The sequence below is a fragment of the Ovoidimarina sediminis genome, from assembly GCF_032586175.1.
Classification (GTDB): Bacteria; Pseudomonadota; Alphaproteobacteria; order Rhodobacterales; family Rhodobacteraceae; genus Ovoidimarina; species Ovoidimarina sediminis.
The window spans coordinates 78,173-94,269 of sequence record NZ_JAWHTE010000013.1 but is presented as its reverse complement, the minus strand read 5'-3'; the positions used below and the strand labels follow the sequence as shown (position 1 = coordinate 94,269).

The window sequence follows — 16,097 nt, the reverse complement described above, 5'->3', positions numbered from 1 at the left end:
CCTCGGGCTCCTCTCAGCCGGTTTCGAACATGTCCGACATGGGGTCGGACGCGGGTAACGCCAAGCGCCCCCACGGGCGAAACTCGCTGGTGGGGGGCGATCCCGGCAATGCGCGCGGGACCGGACGGGCCGAGCCTGTCCGGAAGCGACCGCCTGAATAGGGAGGCGACGGGCCGCTGTCAATCCTTGGTCACCCCGGGCCAGGCATTGATCACACGCGACCATCTGCGCCGTTCCCGAGCCCGATGGGTGGACAGGTGTGAGCGCGTGGACGGTGCCATCGGTCATGCGGAGCGCGAGCCACCAGATCGACCGGCGATTGTCGCGGCCTCGGTTTGATGGGTGATAGGGAGGAGATCGCTCAACTCGTCCCGCCAGAGGCCTCGCGCCAATCCATGATCCGTTCCACCACCTTCTTGGCGCGAGCCGAGCCGGAGAAGCTTTTTGACAGGGGCAGGCGTTCGACCTTGGGCCCCCCGTCGATCAGCAGCACGGCACGGGTCGTCACGCTGCCGTCATACCGGTTGCTTTCGAGACCGGCGCGGAGCGTGCCGGGGGAGAAGCTTCGGCTATGGGGGCCCTTGAGGTCGCGCCACCAGAGTTCTGCGCGTCCGTCGGGGTGGAGCGTCAGGCGGGAGTGACGGAGAAGCTGGTGGAACGCGGCGTAGCTGGCGCCGCCGAGAAAGAGCGCCGCCAGGCCGAGGAGAAGATCACTGTCCTGCACCGCGCGGAACAAAAGAAAGACGCTGTAGAGCGTCGCGGCGCCGACAATCAGCGTGAAGACCACTGGCCGGTCTTCGATCAGGATGCCGTCTGGCTTGTCGTGGACAATTTTTGCCATGGCGGCATCCTAACCGCGAACAGGGATTTGGGGGAGCGGCCCCACGAGGTTGTGACCTGATGAAGAGTGGAGCCGACTCGTTTCGAGCGCCGCCCCCAGGGTTTTCCAGCCCGATGAATGCCCGGGTCAGGCAGCCAGTGCCTCGAGCTGGGCGTCGGCATTTGCCATCGTGGCTTCAGGATCGAGTGCCAGCCGGTCTGCGGCGACGACGCTGACATCGGTGATGCCAATGAAGCCGAGGACGTGGCGGAGATATCCAGTGGCGAAGTCGATATCGGACCCTGCCACTGTCCCACCGGAGGCAAACGCGATGATCGCGCGCTTGCCCTTTAGAAGGCCCTGGGGGCCGTCGGCGGTGTAACGGAAGGTAAGGCCCGCGCGGGCGATCTGATCGATCCAGGCCTTGAGCGTGGCGGGGATGGAGAAGTTGTAGACCGGTACGCCGATAACGATGGTGTCTGCGGCCTGAAGTTCGGACACGAGGGTGTCGGACAATGCCAATTGTTCTGCCTGTTCGGTCGTGCGCTGGGCCGCGGGCGTGAAGTTCGCGGTAATCCAAGCATCATCGATGAATGGCAGGCCTGCGGCGAGATCCCGGTGGATCACGGTAGCGGGCCGCAGGCGGTCGACAATCTTGGTCGCGAGATCGCGGGATACGGAGCCGTCGCTTCGGGCGGAGGCGTCGATGCGGAGGAGGGTGCGGGACATGCGGATGGTTCCTTTGGCGAAATGATGTCTGGTGAAGGAGAATTGACCCTTGCTTTTCTGAACGCAATCCCGCAGAATTCACATAACATGTTCAAAACTGCACAGGGCGCGCATGGAAAACTGGGATGAGATCCGGACGGCCTATCACGTGGCGCGCGCCGGGACGGTGAGCGGTGCGGCGGAAGCGCTGGGGGTGCACCATGCGACGGTGATCCGGCACGTGGATGCGCTTGAAGGACGGCTGGGGGTGAAGCTCTTTCAACGACACGCGAGGGGATACACGCCGACCGAAGCCGGCGAAGACCTGATGATTGTGGCGCAGGCGACCGATGACCAGATCACCCAACTTGTGGGACGCATCAAGGGACGGGGAGACGACGTGTCGGGCGAGCTTGTGGTGACCTCGCTGTCCTCGATTTCGCCGCTTGTTTCGCCCACGCTCGTGAGATTCCAGGAACAGCACCCGGGTTTGATCGTGCGCTATCTGACGGGCGACCGGGTGTTTCGCCTCGAATATGGCGAAGCGCATGTGGCGATCCGGGCCGGTGCCGCGCCCGATCAGCCCGATAACGTCGTGCAACCCTTTGGAAAGCTTGGGATCGGGCTTTATGCCAGCGAAGAATACGTTGCGGCCCACGGGCAACCCGCAGATGAGAGCGAGTTTGCGGGCCATCGCTTCGTTGGCGGCGACAATGAGAACAGCCGCGCGCCGTTCAACCGCTGGCTCAGGGCTGCGGTGGCGCCTGAGCAGATCACCTTCCGTTGCTTCGACAATCTCGCCTTCCGCGATGCGATCCGTGCAGGGGCGGGGATCGGCTTCATGTCGAAATGGGATGCGGATCGGTGCCCCGACATTGTGGAGATCTGCCCGCCGCGCGACGAGTGGTCGGCGTCGTTCTGGCTGGTGACCCATGTGGACCTGCACCGGACGACGAAGGTGCAGACCTTCCTGAAATTTCTCAAGGAAGAGGCGAAGGGCTGGCAGATCGGGCTTTGACGGGCTTTACGCCTCGTCTTCACGCGGGCCGAAGGCGATCACGATGAAGGAAAGCGCGATCCCGGCGCCGAGGAACCCGAGGGCCATTTCATTCTGGCCGTATTTCTCGACAGCGTTCGCAAGCGCCATTCCGAGCTTCTTCACGTTGGGATCGGTCGACTCGATCAGGTGGATCGATTCCGTATGCACGCCGAAACTCAGGAAGCTGAAAAACCCCAAGCTGAGGCAGGCGACGACAAATCGCATGGCAACACTCCTAGTTCCCCCGAGGCGCAGAATAGCAAAGCGAAGTTAATAAATCAGGTGTTTTTCGCGTCTTCCGTGGAAGTGTTGCCGGAAAGTTCGCGTTCGAGAAACAACTCGAAGGCTTCTAGGTTGACTGGTTCGAACTGGCCGAAGCCCTGCATCCACACCGAGGCCTCGCGAAGCGCGTCGGGATCAAGCTTGCACCAGACGACGCGGCCGTGGCGTTCCTGCTGGATCAGGCCTGCGCGGGTCAGAACGCCCAAGTGCTTCGAGATCGCGGCAAGCGACATCTCGAACGGTTCGGCGACATCGGTCACTGCCATGTCGTCTTCCAGAAGGAGCGTCAGGATGCGCCGTCTCGTGGGGTCGGCGAGGGCCTGGAAGACGGTATCGAGCGTGTGCGCCATGGGGGCGCTTTGGCAGGCGGTGGCGGAATGGTCAACCAATCGGTTGAATTTGGGTCCTGGCTGCGCTGGCGCTTTTGCCGCAGGACGACTTCTTCATCACGGTGAAAAAATATATCTAAAACAATTGGTTGACCTCCCACCTCGGCGCCTCTGCTGCGCCTTGACTCTGTGCGCCCCCCTGCCTAGCTTCGCGCCCGTTCGACCAGGGGGTTTGCCGCGCCAATGACCGGAGATCGGGATGTCGCGCTGAAGACGCTGGAGGATCGGATCGAGGCCGCGAAGGCGCGGCAGGAGCCCGAGCCGCAGATGGAAGAACACTACAGCCAGGCCCAGCAGGGCTGGCGAATGGTTACCGAGCTGGTCGCGGGATTGCTGATCGGTTTTGGGATCGGGTACGGGCTGGACGTGCTTTTGGGCACGCTTCCGATCTTCCTGGTCCTGTTCACATTGCTGGGGTTCATCGCGGGCGTGAAGACCATGGTCCGGACCGCGAAGGAGATCCAGGACAAGCAGGCGGCTTACGAGGCCGCGAACAAGAGGAACGAGACGCGTGGCGGAAGAGGCTAAGGGCGGCGGTCTGGAATTTCACCCGATGGATCAGTTCATCGTCGAGCCGCTGATCGGTGACACGGTGCATTGGTATACGCCGACGAACGTGACGCTCTGGATGGGCATCGCAGTTCTGGCGATTGCGGCATTGATGGTTCTCGGCACGCGCGGGCGCGCAATCGTTCCGGGGCGGTCGCAGTCGGTGGCCGAACTTTTCTACGGCTTCGTCTACAAAATGGTCGAGGACGTTGCGGGCAAGGAAGGGGCGAAGTTCTTCCCCTACATCATGACGCTGTTCCTCTTCATCTTCTTCTCGAACTTCCTCGGGCTAATTCCGATGTCGTTCACGACGACGTCGCATATTGCCGTTACAGCGGTTTTGGCGATCGCAGTTTTCCTGACTGTCACGATTGTGGGCTTCGTTAAAAATGGCGCGGGGTTCCTGAGCCTTTTCTGGGTGTCTGCGGCGCCCTTGCCGCTTCGGCCCATTCTCGCGGTGATCGAGGTGATTTCCTACTTCGTGCGCCCCGTCAGCCACTCGATCCGTCTTGCCGGCAACATGATGGCCGGCCATGCGGTGATCAAGGTTTTCGCGGGCTTCGCCGCCGTCGCGGCGATCTCGCCGATCTCGGTCCTTGCGGTGACCGCGATCTACGGGCTCGAGGTGCTCGTTTCGGCCATTCAGGCCTATGTCTTCACGATCCTGACCTGCGTCTATCTCAAAGACGCTCTGCATCCGCATCACTAGGTCAGATCTTACGCAAATTCAGCCAATTCCAGCTCAAGGAGAAACGGACATGGAAGGCGATATCGCAGCAATGGGTCAATTCATCGGTGCCGGCCTGGCCGCCATCGGTTCGGGCGCGGCCGCCATCGGTGTGGGCCACGTCGCCGGCAACTTCCTCGCCGGTGCCCTTCGCAACCCGTCGGCCGCTGGCGGCCAGACGGCGACCCTCTTCATCGGCATCGCGTTTGCGGAAGCGCTCGGGATCTTCGCGTTCCTCGTGGCACTTCTGCTGATGTTCGCGGTCTGATCCTCAATCTCCTTCGAGGCCGGGGGCGTGCTGCCCCCGGTGTCCACCGGGATTAAGAGGGCCGAGACATGGCGACCGAAACACATGGGGCCGAAGAGGCAGCGACGGGTCTTCCGCAGCTCGACTTCTCGACCTTTCCCAACCAGATCTTCTGGTTGGTCCTCACCCTCGTCGCGATCTACCTGATCCTGACGAAAGTGGCGCTGCCGCGGATTGCGGGCGTTCTGTCGGACCGGCAGGGGACGATCACGAATGACATCGCGACGGCGGAAGAGCTGAAGCTGAAAGCCGAGGAAGCCGAGGCGGCCTATGACAAGGCGCTGGCGGATGCTCGTGCCGAGGCGCAGAAGATCATCGCAGAAGCGAAAGCCGAAATGCAGGCCGAGCTTGATGCGGCCACCGCCAAGGCGGATGAGCAGATCGCGGAGCAGACCGAAGCAAGCGAGGCGCGCATTGCGGAGGTGCGCGAAGGCGCGCTTGACGCCGTGCGCGACGTGAGCCGCGAGACCGCGGGGGAGATCGTGCGGGCGCTCGGCGCCAGCGCCGATCAGGCCGCGATCGAAGCTGCGATCCAGAGCCGGCTGAAGGGGTGACGTGATGCTGAGACTTGCAACCGTTCTGACTCTCGCCGCTGGGCCCGCTCTGGCCGCCGGTGACAAGCCGTTCTTCTCGCTGGCGAATACCGATTTCATCGTAACGCTCGCCTTTATTGTCTTCATCGGGGTGCTGTTCTATTTCGGCGTCCCGGGGATGATCGGCGGTATGCTCGACAAGCGGGCGGCCGATATCCAGGCCGAACTCGATGAGGCGCGCAAGCTTCGCGAGGATGCGCAGACCGTTCTGGCGTCCTATGAGCGGAAGGCGCGCGAGGTCGAGGGGCAGGCGGCAGAGATCGTGAACCACGCCAAGGAAGAGGCGCGCGCGGCGGCCGAGCAGGCCAAGGCCGAGATCGAGGCACAGGTGGCGCGGCGCCTTCAGGGCGCCGAGGACCGGATAGCTTCTGCCGAGGCTGCGGCGCTGCGCGAGGTGAAGGACCGGGCGGCGGAAATCGCCGTGGCCGCTGCGGCCGAAGTGATCCAGAGCCAGATGTCGGATGCAGAGCGCGCACGGATGGTTGATGAAGCCATCGGCACGGTGGATGCGAAGCTGCACTGATCGTGGTATTTTGACGAATTGAGAAAGGCGCGCCCGACGGCGCGCCTTTTGCGTTTGGACTTCGGCCTGATGGCCGGAGATCAGGTTTGAAGAAACGCCTCGACCGCAGTCTCGATTTCGGTCCAGTCGGTCAGCTCGCGGTCCTCTTCCAGTTCCTCGTGCCGCTTCATACCCACAGCGATGAAGCGTACGACCCAGGCCTCGTAATCCTGATACTTGTCGAACTGAAGCGCGCCGCCGACGAGGAGGGTGGCGTCCGGTTGGAACCCGGTGCGCGCGCAAAGGTCATCAACATAGCTTTGCGCTTCGTCGCGGCCTTCGGGAAAACCGGCGCAGAGGCTTACCGAGAGAAATAGGGTGGGGTGCGCGGCGAGGGGCTCGCGAAAGTCGGTAAGGTTTTTTTCAAACGCGGCGGGGTGACGTTTGCGGTGAACCGAGCCGGCGACGATGATCCTGTCGATGCCTTCAAAGTCCACCTCCGGTTTCTTTTCGCCGATATCGACCGGGCGAACCCCATGCCCCGCATCGCACACCGCCTGTTCCACGAAATGCGCGATCTTCGCAGTGTGTCCCTCGACAGAGGCGTAAAGCAGGAGAACGGTCATGTTCAGGGCCTGATTGCGTGTGATTGGCTCTGATGAGAGCGACATGAAACGCGCCGCGCTGCAAGTCGTGGAGCGCGGCGGGTTGCGTGAATTGGATGTGCGGGATGGTGTTCGTGCCACAGTCTGGCGCCGGATCGCTCCCGGAGCCTCGCCCGAGATCAAAAGTCGCTTGGCGGAATGGGGTGGCGTCATGAATAAACAAAGGCGACGCCCACACAACCAGGGAGGTTTTGCGTCCGATGGCAGGCAAGTTCGAAGTGTTTACCGACAAGGCGGGTGAATTCCGGTTTCGGCTGAAGGCCGGCAATGGCCAGATCATCCTCGCCAGCGAAGGCTACAAGAAGAAAGCCAGCGCGATGAACGGCATTGAGAGTGTTCGGAAGAACTCGCAGGAAGACAAGCGGTTCGAGCGGACCGAAACGAAGAACGGCAAGGCGCGGTTCAACCTGAAAGCCTCGAACGGCCAGGTGATTGGGACGAGCGAGACCTATGAAAGCGTGAAGGCGCGCGACAACGGGATCGCTTCGGTCGCCAAGAATGCGCCGGATGCCAAGGTGGTCGACACCACCGCTGGTTGAGGATGACGGCCGGGCTGCGGCCCGGTCAGATCAACCCGTGTTTCTGGAAAAGTGCGCGAAGATCCGCTTCGGGCCGCGCACCGATGTGGCTGATGACCTCGGAGGCCGCAACGCAACCCATGCGTCCTGCGGTCTCGAGCCCATGACCATGTGTGACACCCCAAAGAAATGCGCCTGCGAATAGATCGCCGGCGCCCGTGGCGTCCTTGATGTCAGTCGGGATCGCAGGGGCGTGCCAACGGTCGTCATCGGAAAGGATGTGCGCGCCTTTTTCGCTTTCAGTGCAGGCGAGCACGTCGACATCCGCGGCGCCGCGGGAAAGCGCCTCTTCAAAATCGTCGGTCAGATACATCGACATGATCTCTGCCCTGTTGGCGAAGAGCAGGTCGACGTGATCGGAAATCATCGCGCGAAAGGCGTCGCGGTGGCGCTCGACGCAGAATGGATCGGAGAGCGTCAGCGCGACACGCGCGCCACCGGATTTCGCCGCTTCGATCGCCACCGCGAACGCCTCGTGGCTTTCCGGCCCGTCGAAGCGATAGCCCTCTAGGTAGATCCACTCCGAGCGGGCGATCTGATCCGTATCGATATCGGTCGGGGACAAGTGCTCGGTCACCCCGAGATAGGTGTTCATCGATCGTTCGCCATCGGGTGTGACGAGAACGATGCAGCGGCCCGTTTCGGCAACTTCTGACTTAGGCGCCATGCGGGTTTCGTAAGTTGCCCCCTGGGCACGAAGATCGTGGGCGAAGATTTCGCCCAGCTGATCGTCCTTCACCTTGCCGACATAGGCCGTACGACCGCCGAGATGCGCGATACCCGCGATGGTGTTCGCGGCCGATCCCCCCGAGATCTCTCTCGCAGGCCCGATGGACGAATAGAGTTCGACCGCACGGTCCATGTCGATAAGCTGCATGATGCCCTTTTCGACGCCGTTCTGTTCGAGGAACTCTTCGGGAGCATGAGCGAGGATGTCGACCATCGCATTGCCGATGCCGACGACGTGGAACTCTTTCATTCAGTCTTCTCCTCGTAAGCGCAGAGATCGCGGATCAGGCAGGTGGGACACTGGGGCTTGCGCGCCTTGCAGTGGTAGCGGCCGTGAAGGATCAGCCAGTGATGGGCGTGCTGTTGAAATTCCGCGGGCACGTTGTCTTCGATGGCGCGTTCGACCGCCGCGACATCCTTGCCTGGCGCGATGCCGGTGCGGTTGCCGACGCGGAAGATGTGGGTGTCGACCGCCTGGGCCGGGTGGCGGAACCACATGTTCAAAACGACATTTGCCGTCTTGCGGCCCACGCCCGGCAGGCTTTGCAGCGCTGCGCGTGAGCTGGGCACTTCGCCGCCATACTCATCGATCAGGATGCGGCAGAGCTTCATCACGTTCTTGGCTTTGTTTCGGTAGAGGCCGATCGTCTTGATGTGTTCGATCAGACCCTCTTCCCCCAGTGCCAGCATCTTTTCGGGGGTGTCGGCGATCTTGAACAACTCGCGCGTCGCCTTGTTCACGCCGGCATCGGTGGCCTGCGCCGAAAGCGCAACGGCGACGACGAGCGTGAAGGCGTTTACATGTTCGAGCTCCCCCTCCGGCTCGGGTTCGGCCTCGCGGAAACGGCTGAAGATCTCGCGGATCGTGGCGTAAGGCAGGGTCGCAGTCATCGCCTTGGTTATGGCGGGGTGCGCGAGGCTGTACAACCCGCAGGAAACGGGTCGCGTGCAGTCGTCCGGGGGACTACTTTCGGGGCAACTGGAGGACAGGCCGATGACCGAGCATCCACGCGATCTGGAAGACAGCTATTACTACCGCCTGATGCGGCGGGCGATCGACCGGATCGATGCCGAGGATGGGCGGAGCCTGAGCCTCGAGGAGATCGCCGAAGAGATGAACCTCAGCCCCGCCCATTTCCAGCGGGTGTTCAGCCGCTGGGCCGGAGTGAGTCCGAAGCGGTTTCAGCAGTGGCTGACGCTCGATCACGCAAAGGCGCTTCTTAAGGAGCGCCATACGACCCTGGAAACTGCGGACGCAGTCGGGCTGTCGGGGTCGGGGCGGCTGCATGACCTGTTCCTGAGGTGGGAAGCGATGAGCCCCGGCGAATACGCGCAAGGGGCGCAGGGCCTGGAGATCTTCTGGGGGTGGTTCGAAAGCCCGTTCGGCCCTGCGCTTGTCATGGGGACGGGGAAGGGTATCTGCGGAATCGCGTTTTCGGCAGAGACAGGCCCGGAGCCCGCGATGGCCGACCTAAAGTCGCGCTGGCCTGGGGCGGTCTTCACCGAAGATCCGATGCAGCTTGAGCCCATGGTCGCAAGGGCCTTCCCGAAGGCCGGGGAGACGGGTGAGGTGCCTCTTTACCTCATTGGTGCGCCGTTCCAGATCAAGGTATGGGAGGCGTTGTTACGGATCCCGACCGGTCATGTCACAACCTACTCCGACATCGCCGCAGCCATCGGGAACCCCCTTGCCGTGCGTGCCGTCGGCACCGCAGTGGGACGAAACCCGATAAGCTGGCTTATTCCATGCCACCGGGCCCTCCGGAAATCAGGAGGCCTTGGCGGATACCACTGGGGTCTGCCCGTCAAACGCGCGATGCTGGCCTGGGAGGCTGCGGAGACGGCGTGAAACCGCCGTGACATCAGTTTGCATCAGCTTGCTATTGCCTATCATGGGGTTGGAACCCCATGTGTCGATCAACGTTGGTTTCACGACCGGCATGACAGAGGACTGAGCAAGAGAATGACCCTAAACGTGAAATTCACTGGCGTGGCCGTTGCCGCGCTTTTCGCACTTGGCGCTTGCACCGATCCGGCGTACGGCCCGGGCGGTGAACGGCAGCGCACCGCGCAAGGGGCCGCGATCGGAGCCGGGATCGGTGCGGCGCTGGGCGGCACGATCAAGAGCGGCGACGACCGTGTTGAGAATGCGATCATCGGCGCAGCGATCGGCGGTCTTGTAGGCGGCGCGATCGGCAATTCGCTCGACAAGCAGGCGCAGGAACTGAACCAGTCGCTGTCGAGCGATGTAGGTGTGATCAATACGGGCGACTCGCTGATCGTGCGGATGCCCCAAGATATTCTCTTCGCAGTTGACAGTGCTCAGGTGCGGCCTGATCTGCGCGCCGATCTGTTTACGTTGGCTGACAGCCTGAATCGATATCCTGATACGACGGTGACCATTGTCGGTCATACCGACAATACCGGCAGCGCGGCCTACAATCAGGACCTGAGCGAACGCCGGGCGAACGCGGTGCGTGCCGTTCTGATCAATGCCGGCGTGGCACCGGCACGGATCCGGGCGCTGGGTGCCGGCGAGGCACAGCCCATCGCCACGAACCAGACGGCGGAGGGCCGGGCGCTGAACCGGCGTGTGGATATCACGATCCGCCCGAACTGATCCTTGAACGATGGGGAGGCGCGGCGCTTGAGCGTCGCGCCTCTGGCGCGCGTATTTCTTCGAGATGAAACCAGCCCGCTCGAAAGGGCTTGCCGGAGCGCGCAATGCGGTCATATTAATTGACCAATCGCGCGAGGTTTTATGCCCTTTTCCAAAGTTCAGTCAGAAAAGCTGTCGCAGGCTGTTGTTCGCCAGATCGAAAGGCTGATCCTGCAAGGCGTACTGAGACCGGGCGAACGCCTGCCGTCGGAGCGGGAACTGAGCGAGAGGATGGGTGTGTCTCGCCCATCTTTGCGGGAGGCGGTGGCGGAGCTTCAGGCCTCGGGGCTGCTGGAAACCCGGGCCGGATCGGGCATCTATGTGTCGGGGGAGCTTGAATCACAGTTCTCGCCAGCACTTACGCGCCTGTTTGCAACCCATGATGAGGCTGTGAACGACTACATCGCGTTTCGCAGGGATATGGAGGGGCTCGCCATCGAGCGGGCCTGTCTCTACGGGTCGGACACCGATCTGAAGGTGTCCGCGACGATCTTCGAGCGGATGGAGGAGGCGCATAAGAAGCGCAACCCCGCAGAAGAGGCGCAGCTTGATGCCGAGTTTCACATGTCGATCGTGGAGGCGAGCCACAATATCGTGCTTCTGCACGTCATGCGGTCGTTGTTCGGGCTGTTGCAGGAGGGCGTGTTCTTCAATCGGCAGGTAATGTTCCGCCAGCGTATGACGCGGGACATGATCCTGGAGCAGCATCGGGCTATCCACGAGGCGCTTCAGGCCCGCGACGGGGCCGCCGGGCGGGCGGCGATTGACGCGCATCTCGACTTTGTCGTTGAAGCGCTTGAGGGACAGCGGCAGGCCGACAGGCACGAGGCGGTCGCGAAGATTCGCTTCGAGCACGCGCAGGCGCGCTGAGCCGCCCCTTTGCCACAGGCCGGACCCGGAATAGCCGGTGGTGAGAAATCTCTTTGGCGCTTTCGGGGAATCGTGTATTCGCGCCCCAGGAGCCACGATCAGAGAGAAGGAGGGCGCTTCATGACAGGCATGACGATGACCAACCTTCGCACTTGGTCGGTCCGACATCCCTTTGGCTGCCCGCTTCGGGTAACGCGCATCGGGTAAGGCCCCGTCCCGCGCCGTCCTCCATGGACCGCACCGGACAGGCATTTCGCCAGACCTGACCAGATGCCCGCCCCGGTGCGCCAAGGCGCATTCTCACCGTTTGGGCCGTTCCTGAGCCGGCCCGGCAGTTCCAGATCACAGTCTTATATTTAAGGAGCCGGGCGGCAACTTGCCCGGAATGCCCATGACCCAGCTTGTACGACCCCGCGTGGCGCAGGCCGCGCCGAGCCCGCAGATTCACGCCGTTATCGCACAATACGGTGCCTGGAGGGTGCTGACCGCCGCACTCATCGCGCTGTTGAACGGAAGGAGACGGCGGCCGCCGCCCGGGGCATCCGGGCCCTTACCGGAGTACTTGCGCCGGGATGTGGGGCTGGAGGCGCCCTATGAGCCGCCCAGTTATCGCGATCTGCGGTGCTGAAAATATGATTGTCATCGCGGTTGGGGGCGGGGTGCCGCCCCCAATTCATTCGCCGAGCTTGGCGTGCACCTCGTCGAGGTCGATCTCACCTGTCGGCATCTTATTGGCAGGATTGGCGAAATCGTAGCGGAAGAGCTCGAAGTCGCGTTTGTAGATCTCGTAGACGAGGTGCATTGAGAGGTCGTCGAAGAAATCCTCTACAGGGTGGGCGCGTTTCGGCCCGTGACCTTCGCTTTCGTTAAAGCGGGGAACTTCGGCGAGGTCGACCCTTACGGGTGTGTCGATGGCAGAGAGGACATCGGCCATGCCCTCGTTGAACCGTTCGGTGTGGAAGATGCGGTCATAGGTGCCGCCATTCACGATGAAGGTCGACAGGTGCCCGGACATGGCTGACCAGTGAATGTCGGGATCCATCGGTTTCTTGAAGCGGATCGTGTCGCGGGCGAATAGGAGGAAACGGCGGAAGCTGGCGATCTGATCGAACTCTCCCTCGACCTCGATGCCGTATTTCTGGATCAGCATTGGCACGAGGTTGCCTCGGTAACGCTGGCCGTTGCGTTGGATGCCGCAGATCTTATCGAAAAACGACGACAGAATTCGTGTGTAGGGATTGCGTACGCAGCTGAAAGCGAAGGAACGGTGCTCTGCCACGTTGCCGGCGATCACGGACTGGCTGTCCTCGCTGGCCCACTTGTGCATGCCCTCGCGCGCGTCGTGAATGTCGCCGTCGAAGAAATGGCCGTGATCGGAATAGAACATGATCTGGCCGATCGTCGAACAGGCGCATTTGGGAACAACGCGATAGACCATGCTTTCGCTCTCGGTCATCCAGGTGCCGGGAAAGCCCATTTTACCCTCGTCTGCCTCGAACCCGGGGTTCTTTGAAATGACGGACCCGGTACTTCCGTGCGAAAAAAAACAATATTTGGGGGTTTATTCAATGGCCCCACACAATAACAATGTCTACTGAGACCGGATTACACGATCGAGCAGAAAATTCCAAATGGCGGAAATCGCATTCATTCTGCTGTGCCACAAAGACCCTGCGGCTGTGATCCAGCAGGCACGCCGTCTGACGAGGGCAGGTGACAAGATGTCGATTCACTTCGACGCGCGCTCGCCGAAGGCGGAGTTCGACAAAATCCGGTCAGCGGTAGAGAAACTGCCGAACGTTACATTGGCGAAAAGACGGGTGCGCTGCGGTTGGGGAGAGTGGAGCCTTGTGGAGGCGACGCTGTCGGCCGTAGAGGCGGCGCTTGAAACCTTTCCGGCGGCCACGCATTTCTACATGCTGTCGGGCGACTGCATGGCAATCAAGCCCGCTGCCTACGTGCACGACTATCTTGATGGGATGGACAAGGATTTCATCGAGCACGAGGACTTTTTTGCATCCGACTGGATCAAGACCGGGCTTAAGGAAGAGCGGCTTGTCTATCGGCATCTGTTCAACGAACGGAAACATAAGCGGCTGTTTTATGGAGCAATGGAGCTTCAGAAGAAGCTTGGGATCCGGCGTGAAGTTCCTGCCGACCTCAGGATGATGATCGGGAGCCAGTGGTGGTGCCTGAGGCGGCGGACCATCGAAAACGTTCTGGCGTTTCTGAGGGCGCGGCCCGATGTGCTTCGGTTCTTCCGAACCACCTGGATCCCCGACGAGACTGTCTTTCAGACGCTCGTGCCCCATCTGGTGCCGGCAGAGGAGATTACATCGCGCACGCTGACGTTTCTGATGTTCTCGGACTACGGCTTGCCAGTTACCTTCTATAACGATCACTACGACCTTCTCGTGGCGCAGGATGCGCTGTTCGCGCGGAAAATCTCTCCTGAGGCCAAGGATCTGAAGGAGCGGCTTGGGCGGCTCTACATCTCAACCGACCAGACGATCCGGACATCCGACGAGGGCAAGCGACTTTACAAGTTCCTGACGGAGAAGGGGCGCGTTGGTCAGCGCTTTGCCCCACGGTTCTGGGAGCGTGAGGCGACAATCGGGCGAGAGCGCGAGCTGATGATAGTTGCTTGCAAGAAATGGCATGTGGCAAAGCGGCTTCTGAGCGAACTGAGCCATCATTCGAACGTGCCGACCGTCGAATATCTGTTTGACGAAGAGGCTACTCCGCTTCCGGATCTCGGCGGGATTCAGGCAACGTTGGAGAAGCGAACACGACACCGCCGGGCGCTTATGCGCATGCTTTTCGAGTATTTTGAAAGCGACCAGCTGGTGATCTGTATGGACCCTGGAAACGTCGATCTGGTGCGGGATTTCTACTCTGACCGAAGCCAGACGCGGCTTCTCGAGGTCGAGTGCCAATTCTCTGACGCCTACCTGAAGGGGCATGCGCGGAGAGTCGGGCTAGCCGGCCCCGAAACGTCTGAGGTGGCGCTCGAGGAGTTGTTGCCCACGATCCGGAACGATGTACTTTTCGAGAGTGATCGTCTGAAGGACGAAGAGTTTCCCTGTCATTTCCACATGCGCGAGCGTGCCTCGCCGGAAGACAACACAGATCCCCTTATGCAGTTCTTCGGCTTGCCAAGGGATCGCGCCCGGGCGATTGCAGAAAATGACATCATCTTTGCCGATTGAAGGGGTGCGCCATGGCCTATGCCTATGACAGCGAGAATATCTTTGCGAAGATCCTTCGGGGGGAAATCCCGAATGACACGGTGCTGGAAAGCGAGCATACGCTGGCCTTCCGGGACATCCATCCGCAAGCACCGGAACATGTGCTCGTCATCCCCAAGGGGCCCTACGTAACGCACGATCATTTTGCCAACGAGGCTTCCGATGCGGAGATCGTGGATTTCACGCGAACCTATGGGCGTGTCTGCGACCTTCTTGGGGTAAGCCCAGGGGACGGCGGCGGCGGCTTCCGCTCGATTGCGAATGCCGGTCAGGACGGCGTCCAGGAAGTGCCGCATTTTCACATGCACATCCTGGGTGGGCGGCCCCTTGGCCGGATGCTGCAGCCAGGGTGAGCCGCTCCGCACCCTGGCGTCTTACTGCCCCATGATCCTTTTACGGCGCTTTTGCATTCGGACATTCGCTTCCGGTGTGCCGTCGTGGAATGTGCCCATCCACTTGTCCCAAGGGATCTCGAGGCTTCCGTAATTGCACTCGAAATACCGGTGGTGCATCTGATGGTGGAAGGTGCCGAGGTTCAGCCGGTTCTTGTCGCGGATGAGCAACCCCTGATACCCGGTATGCGTGGTCATCGCGGTGAGAAAGAAATACTGCAGGTGAAACAGGATATGTACCGGGTGCGCCCCTACAATCACGTGCACGAAGACCGATCCGAGGAAGATCATCTGTTCTATCGGGTGCTGTGACATTCCAGACCAGGGCCCGACATTGATGTTGCGATGATGAAGATAGTGGACGTGCCGATAGAGAAAGGGCACGTGGATCAACCTGTGGATTACGTAAAAGTAGAAGCTCTCCCAGACAGGTACGAGGAGAAACATCGCCACGAACCAGACCGGGTTCGCCGCCCATGTGATCATCGGCATGTGGCCGCTTGCGAGCGCCCAAAACAGGATTACTTCGTAGCCCGTCCAGATCAGGACCCCCGTTCCCAACGTCCAGAACATGTTGTCGCGGATCTGGCCGCCGAGCGTGAATTGCCTGCCCTTCACCATTAGTGGGCGAGGATCGTACTTCAGCTTCTTGCCCTGCACCGAGAAGGTGTAGAACCAGAGATGCAAGGCCCCGCCCACGCCGAGCGCGAGGATTAGGTTTCGTGCGTACATCTCGGCGATCCAGCCGGGTGCGAAGGTGGTTGTTTCCTCCAACGGGGGCTGGAACCACGTGTAGCTTGCGAAGGCGATCCCGACGATGATCAGCTTTTCGGAGATCAGGAACCATGAGTTCCAGACCCAGCGAGTCATTTCGACGGGATTGAGCGGCCAAGTGAAGAAAGGTGATACCCTGATCGGCACCTCGGGCAGGTGGTTCCAGCCCTCAAGCTCTGCTTCCGACATGTCGCCCTCCTGGCTCGCGCGGCTGCAGGATTTTGACATGAGTTATATCGTGTGAAAAACAGGATTAAACGAGGCGC

Annotated in this window: 21 protein-coding genes; 12 read left to right on the top strand and 9 right to left on the bottom strand. The window is 61.2% G+C overall.

The features are described 5' to 3' along the window. Window positions 1-361: 361 nt before the first annotated feature. A complete protein-coding gene (locus RXV90_RS15505) occupies window positions 362-841 on the bottom strand; it encodes a hypothetical protein (protein WP_316649772.1) in 480 nt (159 codons plus the stop codon). Window positions 842-967: 126 nt separating this feature from the next. Continuing rightward, entirely contained in the window at window positions 968-1,549 is a 582-nt protein-coding gene (locus RXV90_RS15500; RefSeq protein ID WP_316649771.1) for an FMN-dependent NADH-azoreductase, read from the bottom strand. A 112-nt stretch (window positions 1,550-1,661) separates the two neighbouring features. Here RXV90_RS15500 and RXV90_RS15495 point away from each other — a divergent pair, with 112 nt between their 5' ends. Continuing rightward, entirely contained in the window at window positions 1,662-2,546 is an 885-nt protein-coding gene (locus tag RXV90_RS15495; protein ID WP_316649770.1) for a LysR family transcriptional regulator, read from the top strand. 6 nt (window positions 2,547-2,552) lie between these two features. Here the strand turns inward: RXV90_RS15495 and RXV90_RS15490 are convergent, their stop codons facing one another. Beyond that, window positions 2,553-2,792: a hypothetical protein gene (locus RXV90_RS15490; RefSeq protein ID WP_316649769.1), complete on the bottom strand. Its 240-nt coding sequence runs from the start codon at window positions 2,790-2,792 to the stop codon at window positions 2,553-2,555. A 53-nt stretch (window positions 2,793-2,845) separates the two neighbouring features. Further along, a complete protein-coding gene (locus RXV90_RS15485) occupies window positions 2,846-3,199 on the bottom strand; it encodes an ArsR/SmtB family transcription factor (RefSeq protein WP_316649768.1) in 354 nt (117 codons plus the stop codon). 222 nt (window positions 3,200-3,421) lie between these two features. On the opposite strand from RXV90_RS15485, the gene RXV90_RS15480 reads away from it, so the two are divergent. From RXV90_RS15480 to RXV90_RS15460, 5 genes are all read left to right on the top strand, one after another. Further along, entirely contained in the window at window positions 3,422-3,766 is a 345-nt protein-coding gene (locus RXV90_RS15480; protein ID WP_316649767.1) for an AtpZ/AtpI family protein, read from the top strand. Beyond that, window positions 3,750-4,496: a F0F1 ATP synthase subunit A gene (locus RXV90_RS15475; RefSeq protein WP_316649766.1), complete on the top strand. Its 747-nt coding sequence runs from the start codon at window positions 3,750-3,752 to the stop codon at window positions 4,494-4,496. Before RXV90_RS15480 ends, RXV90_RS15475 begins: the two co-directional genes overlap by 17 nt. 49 nt (window positions 4,497-4,545) lie before the next feature. Next, window positions 4,546-4,782, top strand: a complete 237-nt coding sequence (locus RXV90_RS15470) for a F0F1 ATP synthase subunit C (protein WP_316649765.1) — start codon at window positions 4,546-4,548, stop codon at window positions 4,780-4,782. Window positions 4,783-4,850: 68 nt separating this feature from the next. Continuing rightward, window positions 4,851-5,375, top strand: a complete 525-nt coding sequence (locus RXV90_RS15465) for a F0F1 ATP synthase subunit B' (RefSeq protein ID WP_316649763.1) — start codon at window positions 4,851-4,853, stop codon at window positions 5,373-5,375. Between the two features lie 4 nt (window positions 5,376-5,379). Continuing rightward, the gene (locus RXV90_RS15460) at window positions 5,380-5,937 is read left to right on the top strand and encodes a F0F1 ATP synthase subunit B (RefSeq protein WP_316649762.1); all 558 of its coding nucleotides are present in this window, start codon (window positions 5,380-5,382) and stop codon (window positions 5,935-5,937) included. Window positions 5,938-6,017: 80 nt separating this feature from the next. On the opposite strand, the gene RXV90_RS15455 is transcribed toward RXV90_RS15460, so the two are convergent. Then, window positions 6,018-6,542 (bottom strand): flavodoxin domain-containing protein, encoded by a 525-nt coding sequence (locus RXV90_RS15455; RefSeq protein ID WP_316649761.1) that lies wholly within the window; start codon window positions 6,540-6,542, stop codon window positions 6,018-6,020. 239 nt (window positions 6,543-6,781) lie between these two features. Between RXV90_RS15455 and RXV90_RS15450 the strand changes: the two genes are divergently transcribed. Then, entirely contained in the window at window positions 6,782-7,120 is a 339-nt protein-coding gene (locus RXV90_RS15450; RefSeq protein ID WP_316649758.1) for a YegP family protein, read from the top strand. Window positions 7,121-7,145: 25 nt separating this feature from the next. Here RXV90_RS15450 and RXV90_RS15445 read toward each other — a convergent pair whose 3' ends face one another. Both RXV90_RS15445 and nth read right to left on the bottom strand, forming a co-directional pair. Beyond that, on the bottom strand, window positions 7,146-8,138 hold the full coding sequence (locus tag RXV90_RS15445; RefSeq protein ID WP_316649756.1) for an adenosine kinase: 993 nt from the start codon (window positions 8,136-8,138) through the stop codon (window positions 7,146-7,148). Continuing rightward, entirely contained in the window at window positions 8,135-8,779 is a 645-nt protein-coding gene (nth, locus tag RXV90_RS15440) for an endonuclease III (RefSeq protein WP_316649755.1), read from the bottom strand. Before nth ends, RXV90_RS15445 begins: the two co-directional genes overlap by 4 nt. Window positions 8,780-8,882: 103 nt before the next feature. On the opposite strand from nth, the gene RXV90_RS15435 reads away from it, so the two are divergent. The 3 genes from RXV90_RS15435 to RXV90_RS15425 all read left to right on the top strand — a co-directional run bounded on the left by RXV90_RS15435 (window position 8,883) and on the right by RXV90_RS15425 (window position 11,417). Beyond that, complete coding sequence (locus RXV90_RS15435) at window positions 8,883-9,737, top strand: bifunctional helix-turn-helix domain-containing protein/methylated-DNA--[protein]-cysteine S-methyltransferase (RefSeq protein WP_316649754.1); 855 nt, start codon at window positions 8,883-8,885, stop codon at window positions 9,735-9,737. 114 nt (window positions 9,738-9,851) lie between these two features. Next, window positions 9,852-10,508 carry an OmpA family protein gene (locus RXV90_RS15430; protein WP_316649753.1) on the top strand — a complete coding sequence of 219 codons (657 nt, stop codon included), beginning with the start codon at window positions 9,852-9,854 and terminating at the stop codon, window positions 10,506-10,508. 141 nt (window positions 10,509-10,649) lie between these two features. Beyond that, window positions 10,650-11,417, top strand: coding sequence for a FadR/GntR family transcriptional regulator (locus RXV90_RS15425; RefSeq protein WP_316649752.1), 768 nt, complete (start codon window positions 10,650-10,652; stop codon window positions 11,415-11,417). Between the two features lie 673 nt (window positions 11,418-12,090). On the opposite strand, the gene RXV90_RS15420 is transcribed toward RXV90_RS15425, so the two are convergent. Further along, window positions 12,091-12,894 (bottom strand): sulfotransferase family protein, encoded by an 804-nt coding sequence (locus RXV90_RS15420; RefSeq protein WP_316649751.1) that lies wholly within the window; start codon window positions 12,892-12,894, stop codon window positions 12,091-12,093. A gap of 154 nt (window positions 12,895-13,048) precedes the next feature. Between RXV90_RS15420 and RXV90_RS15415 the strand changes: the two genes are divergently transcribed. Both RXV90_RS15415 and RXV90_RS15410 read left to right on the top strand, forming a co-directional pair. Continuing rightward, entirely contained in the window at window positions 13,049-14,626 is a 1,578-nt protein-coding gene (locus RXV90_RS15415) for a DUF5928 domain-containing protein (protein ID WP_316649749.1), read from the top strand. A gap of 11 nt (window positions 14,627-14,637) precedes the next feature. Then, complete coding sequence (locus RXV90_RS15410) at window positions 14,638-15,018, top strand: HIT domain-containing protein (RefSeq protein ID WP_316649747.1); 381 nt, start codon at window positions 14,638-14,640, stop codon at window positions 15,016-15,018. A gap of 21 nt (window positions 15,019-15,039) precedes the next feature. Here the strand turns inward: RXV90_RS15410 and RXV90_RS15405 are convergent, their stop codons facing one another. Then, a complete protein-coding gene (locus RXV90_RS15405; protein WP_316649746.1) occupies window positions 15,040-16,020 on the bottom strand; it encodes a sterol desaturase family protein in 981 nt (326 codons plus the stop codon). Window positions 16,021-16,097 lie beyond the last annotated feature (77 nt).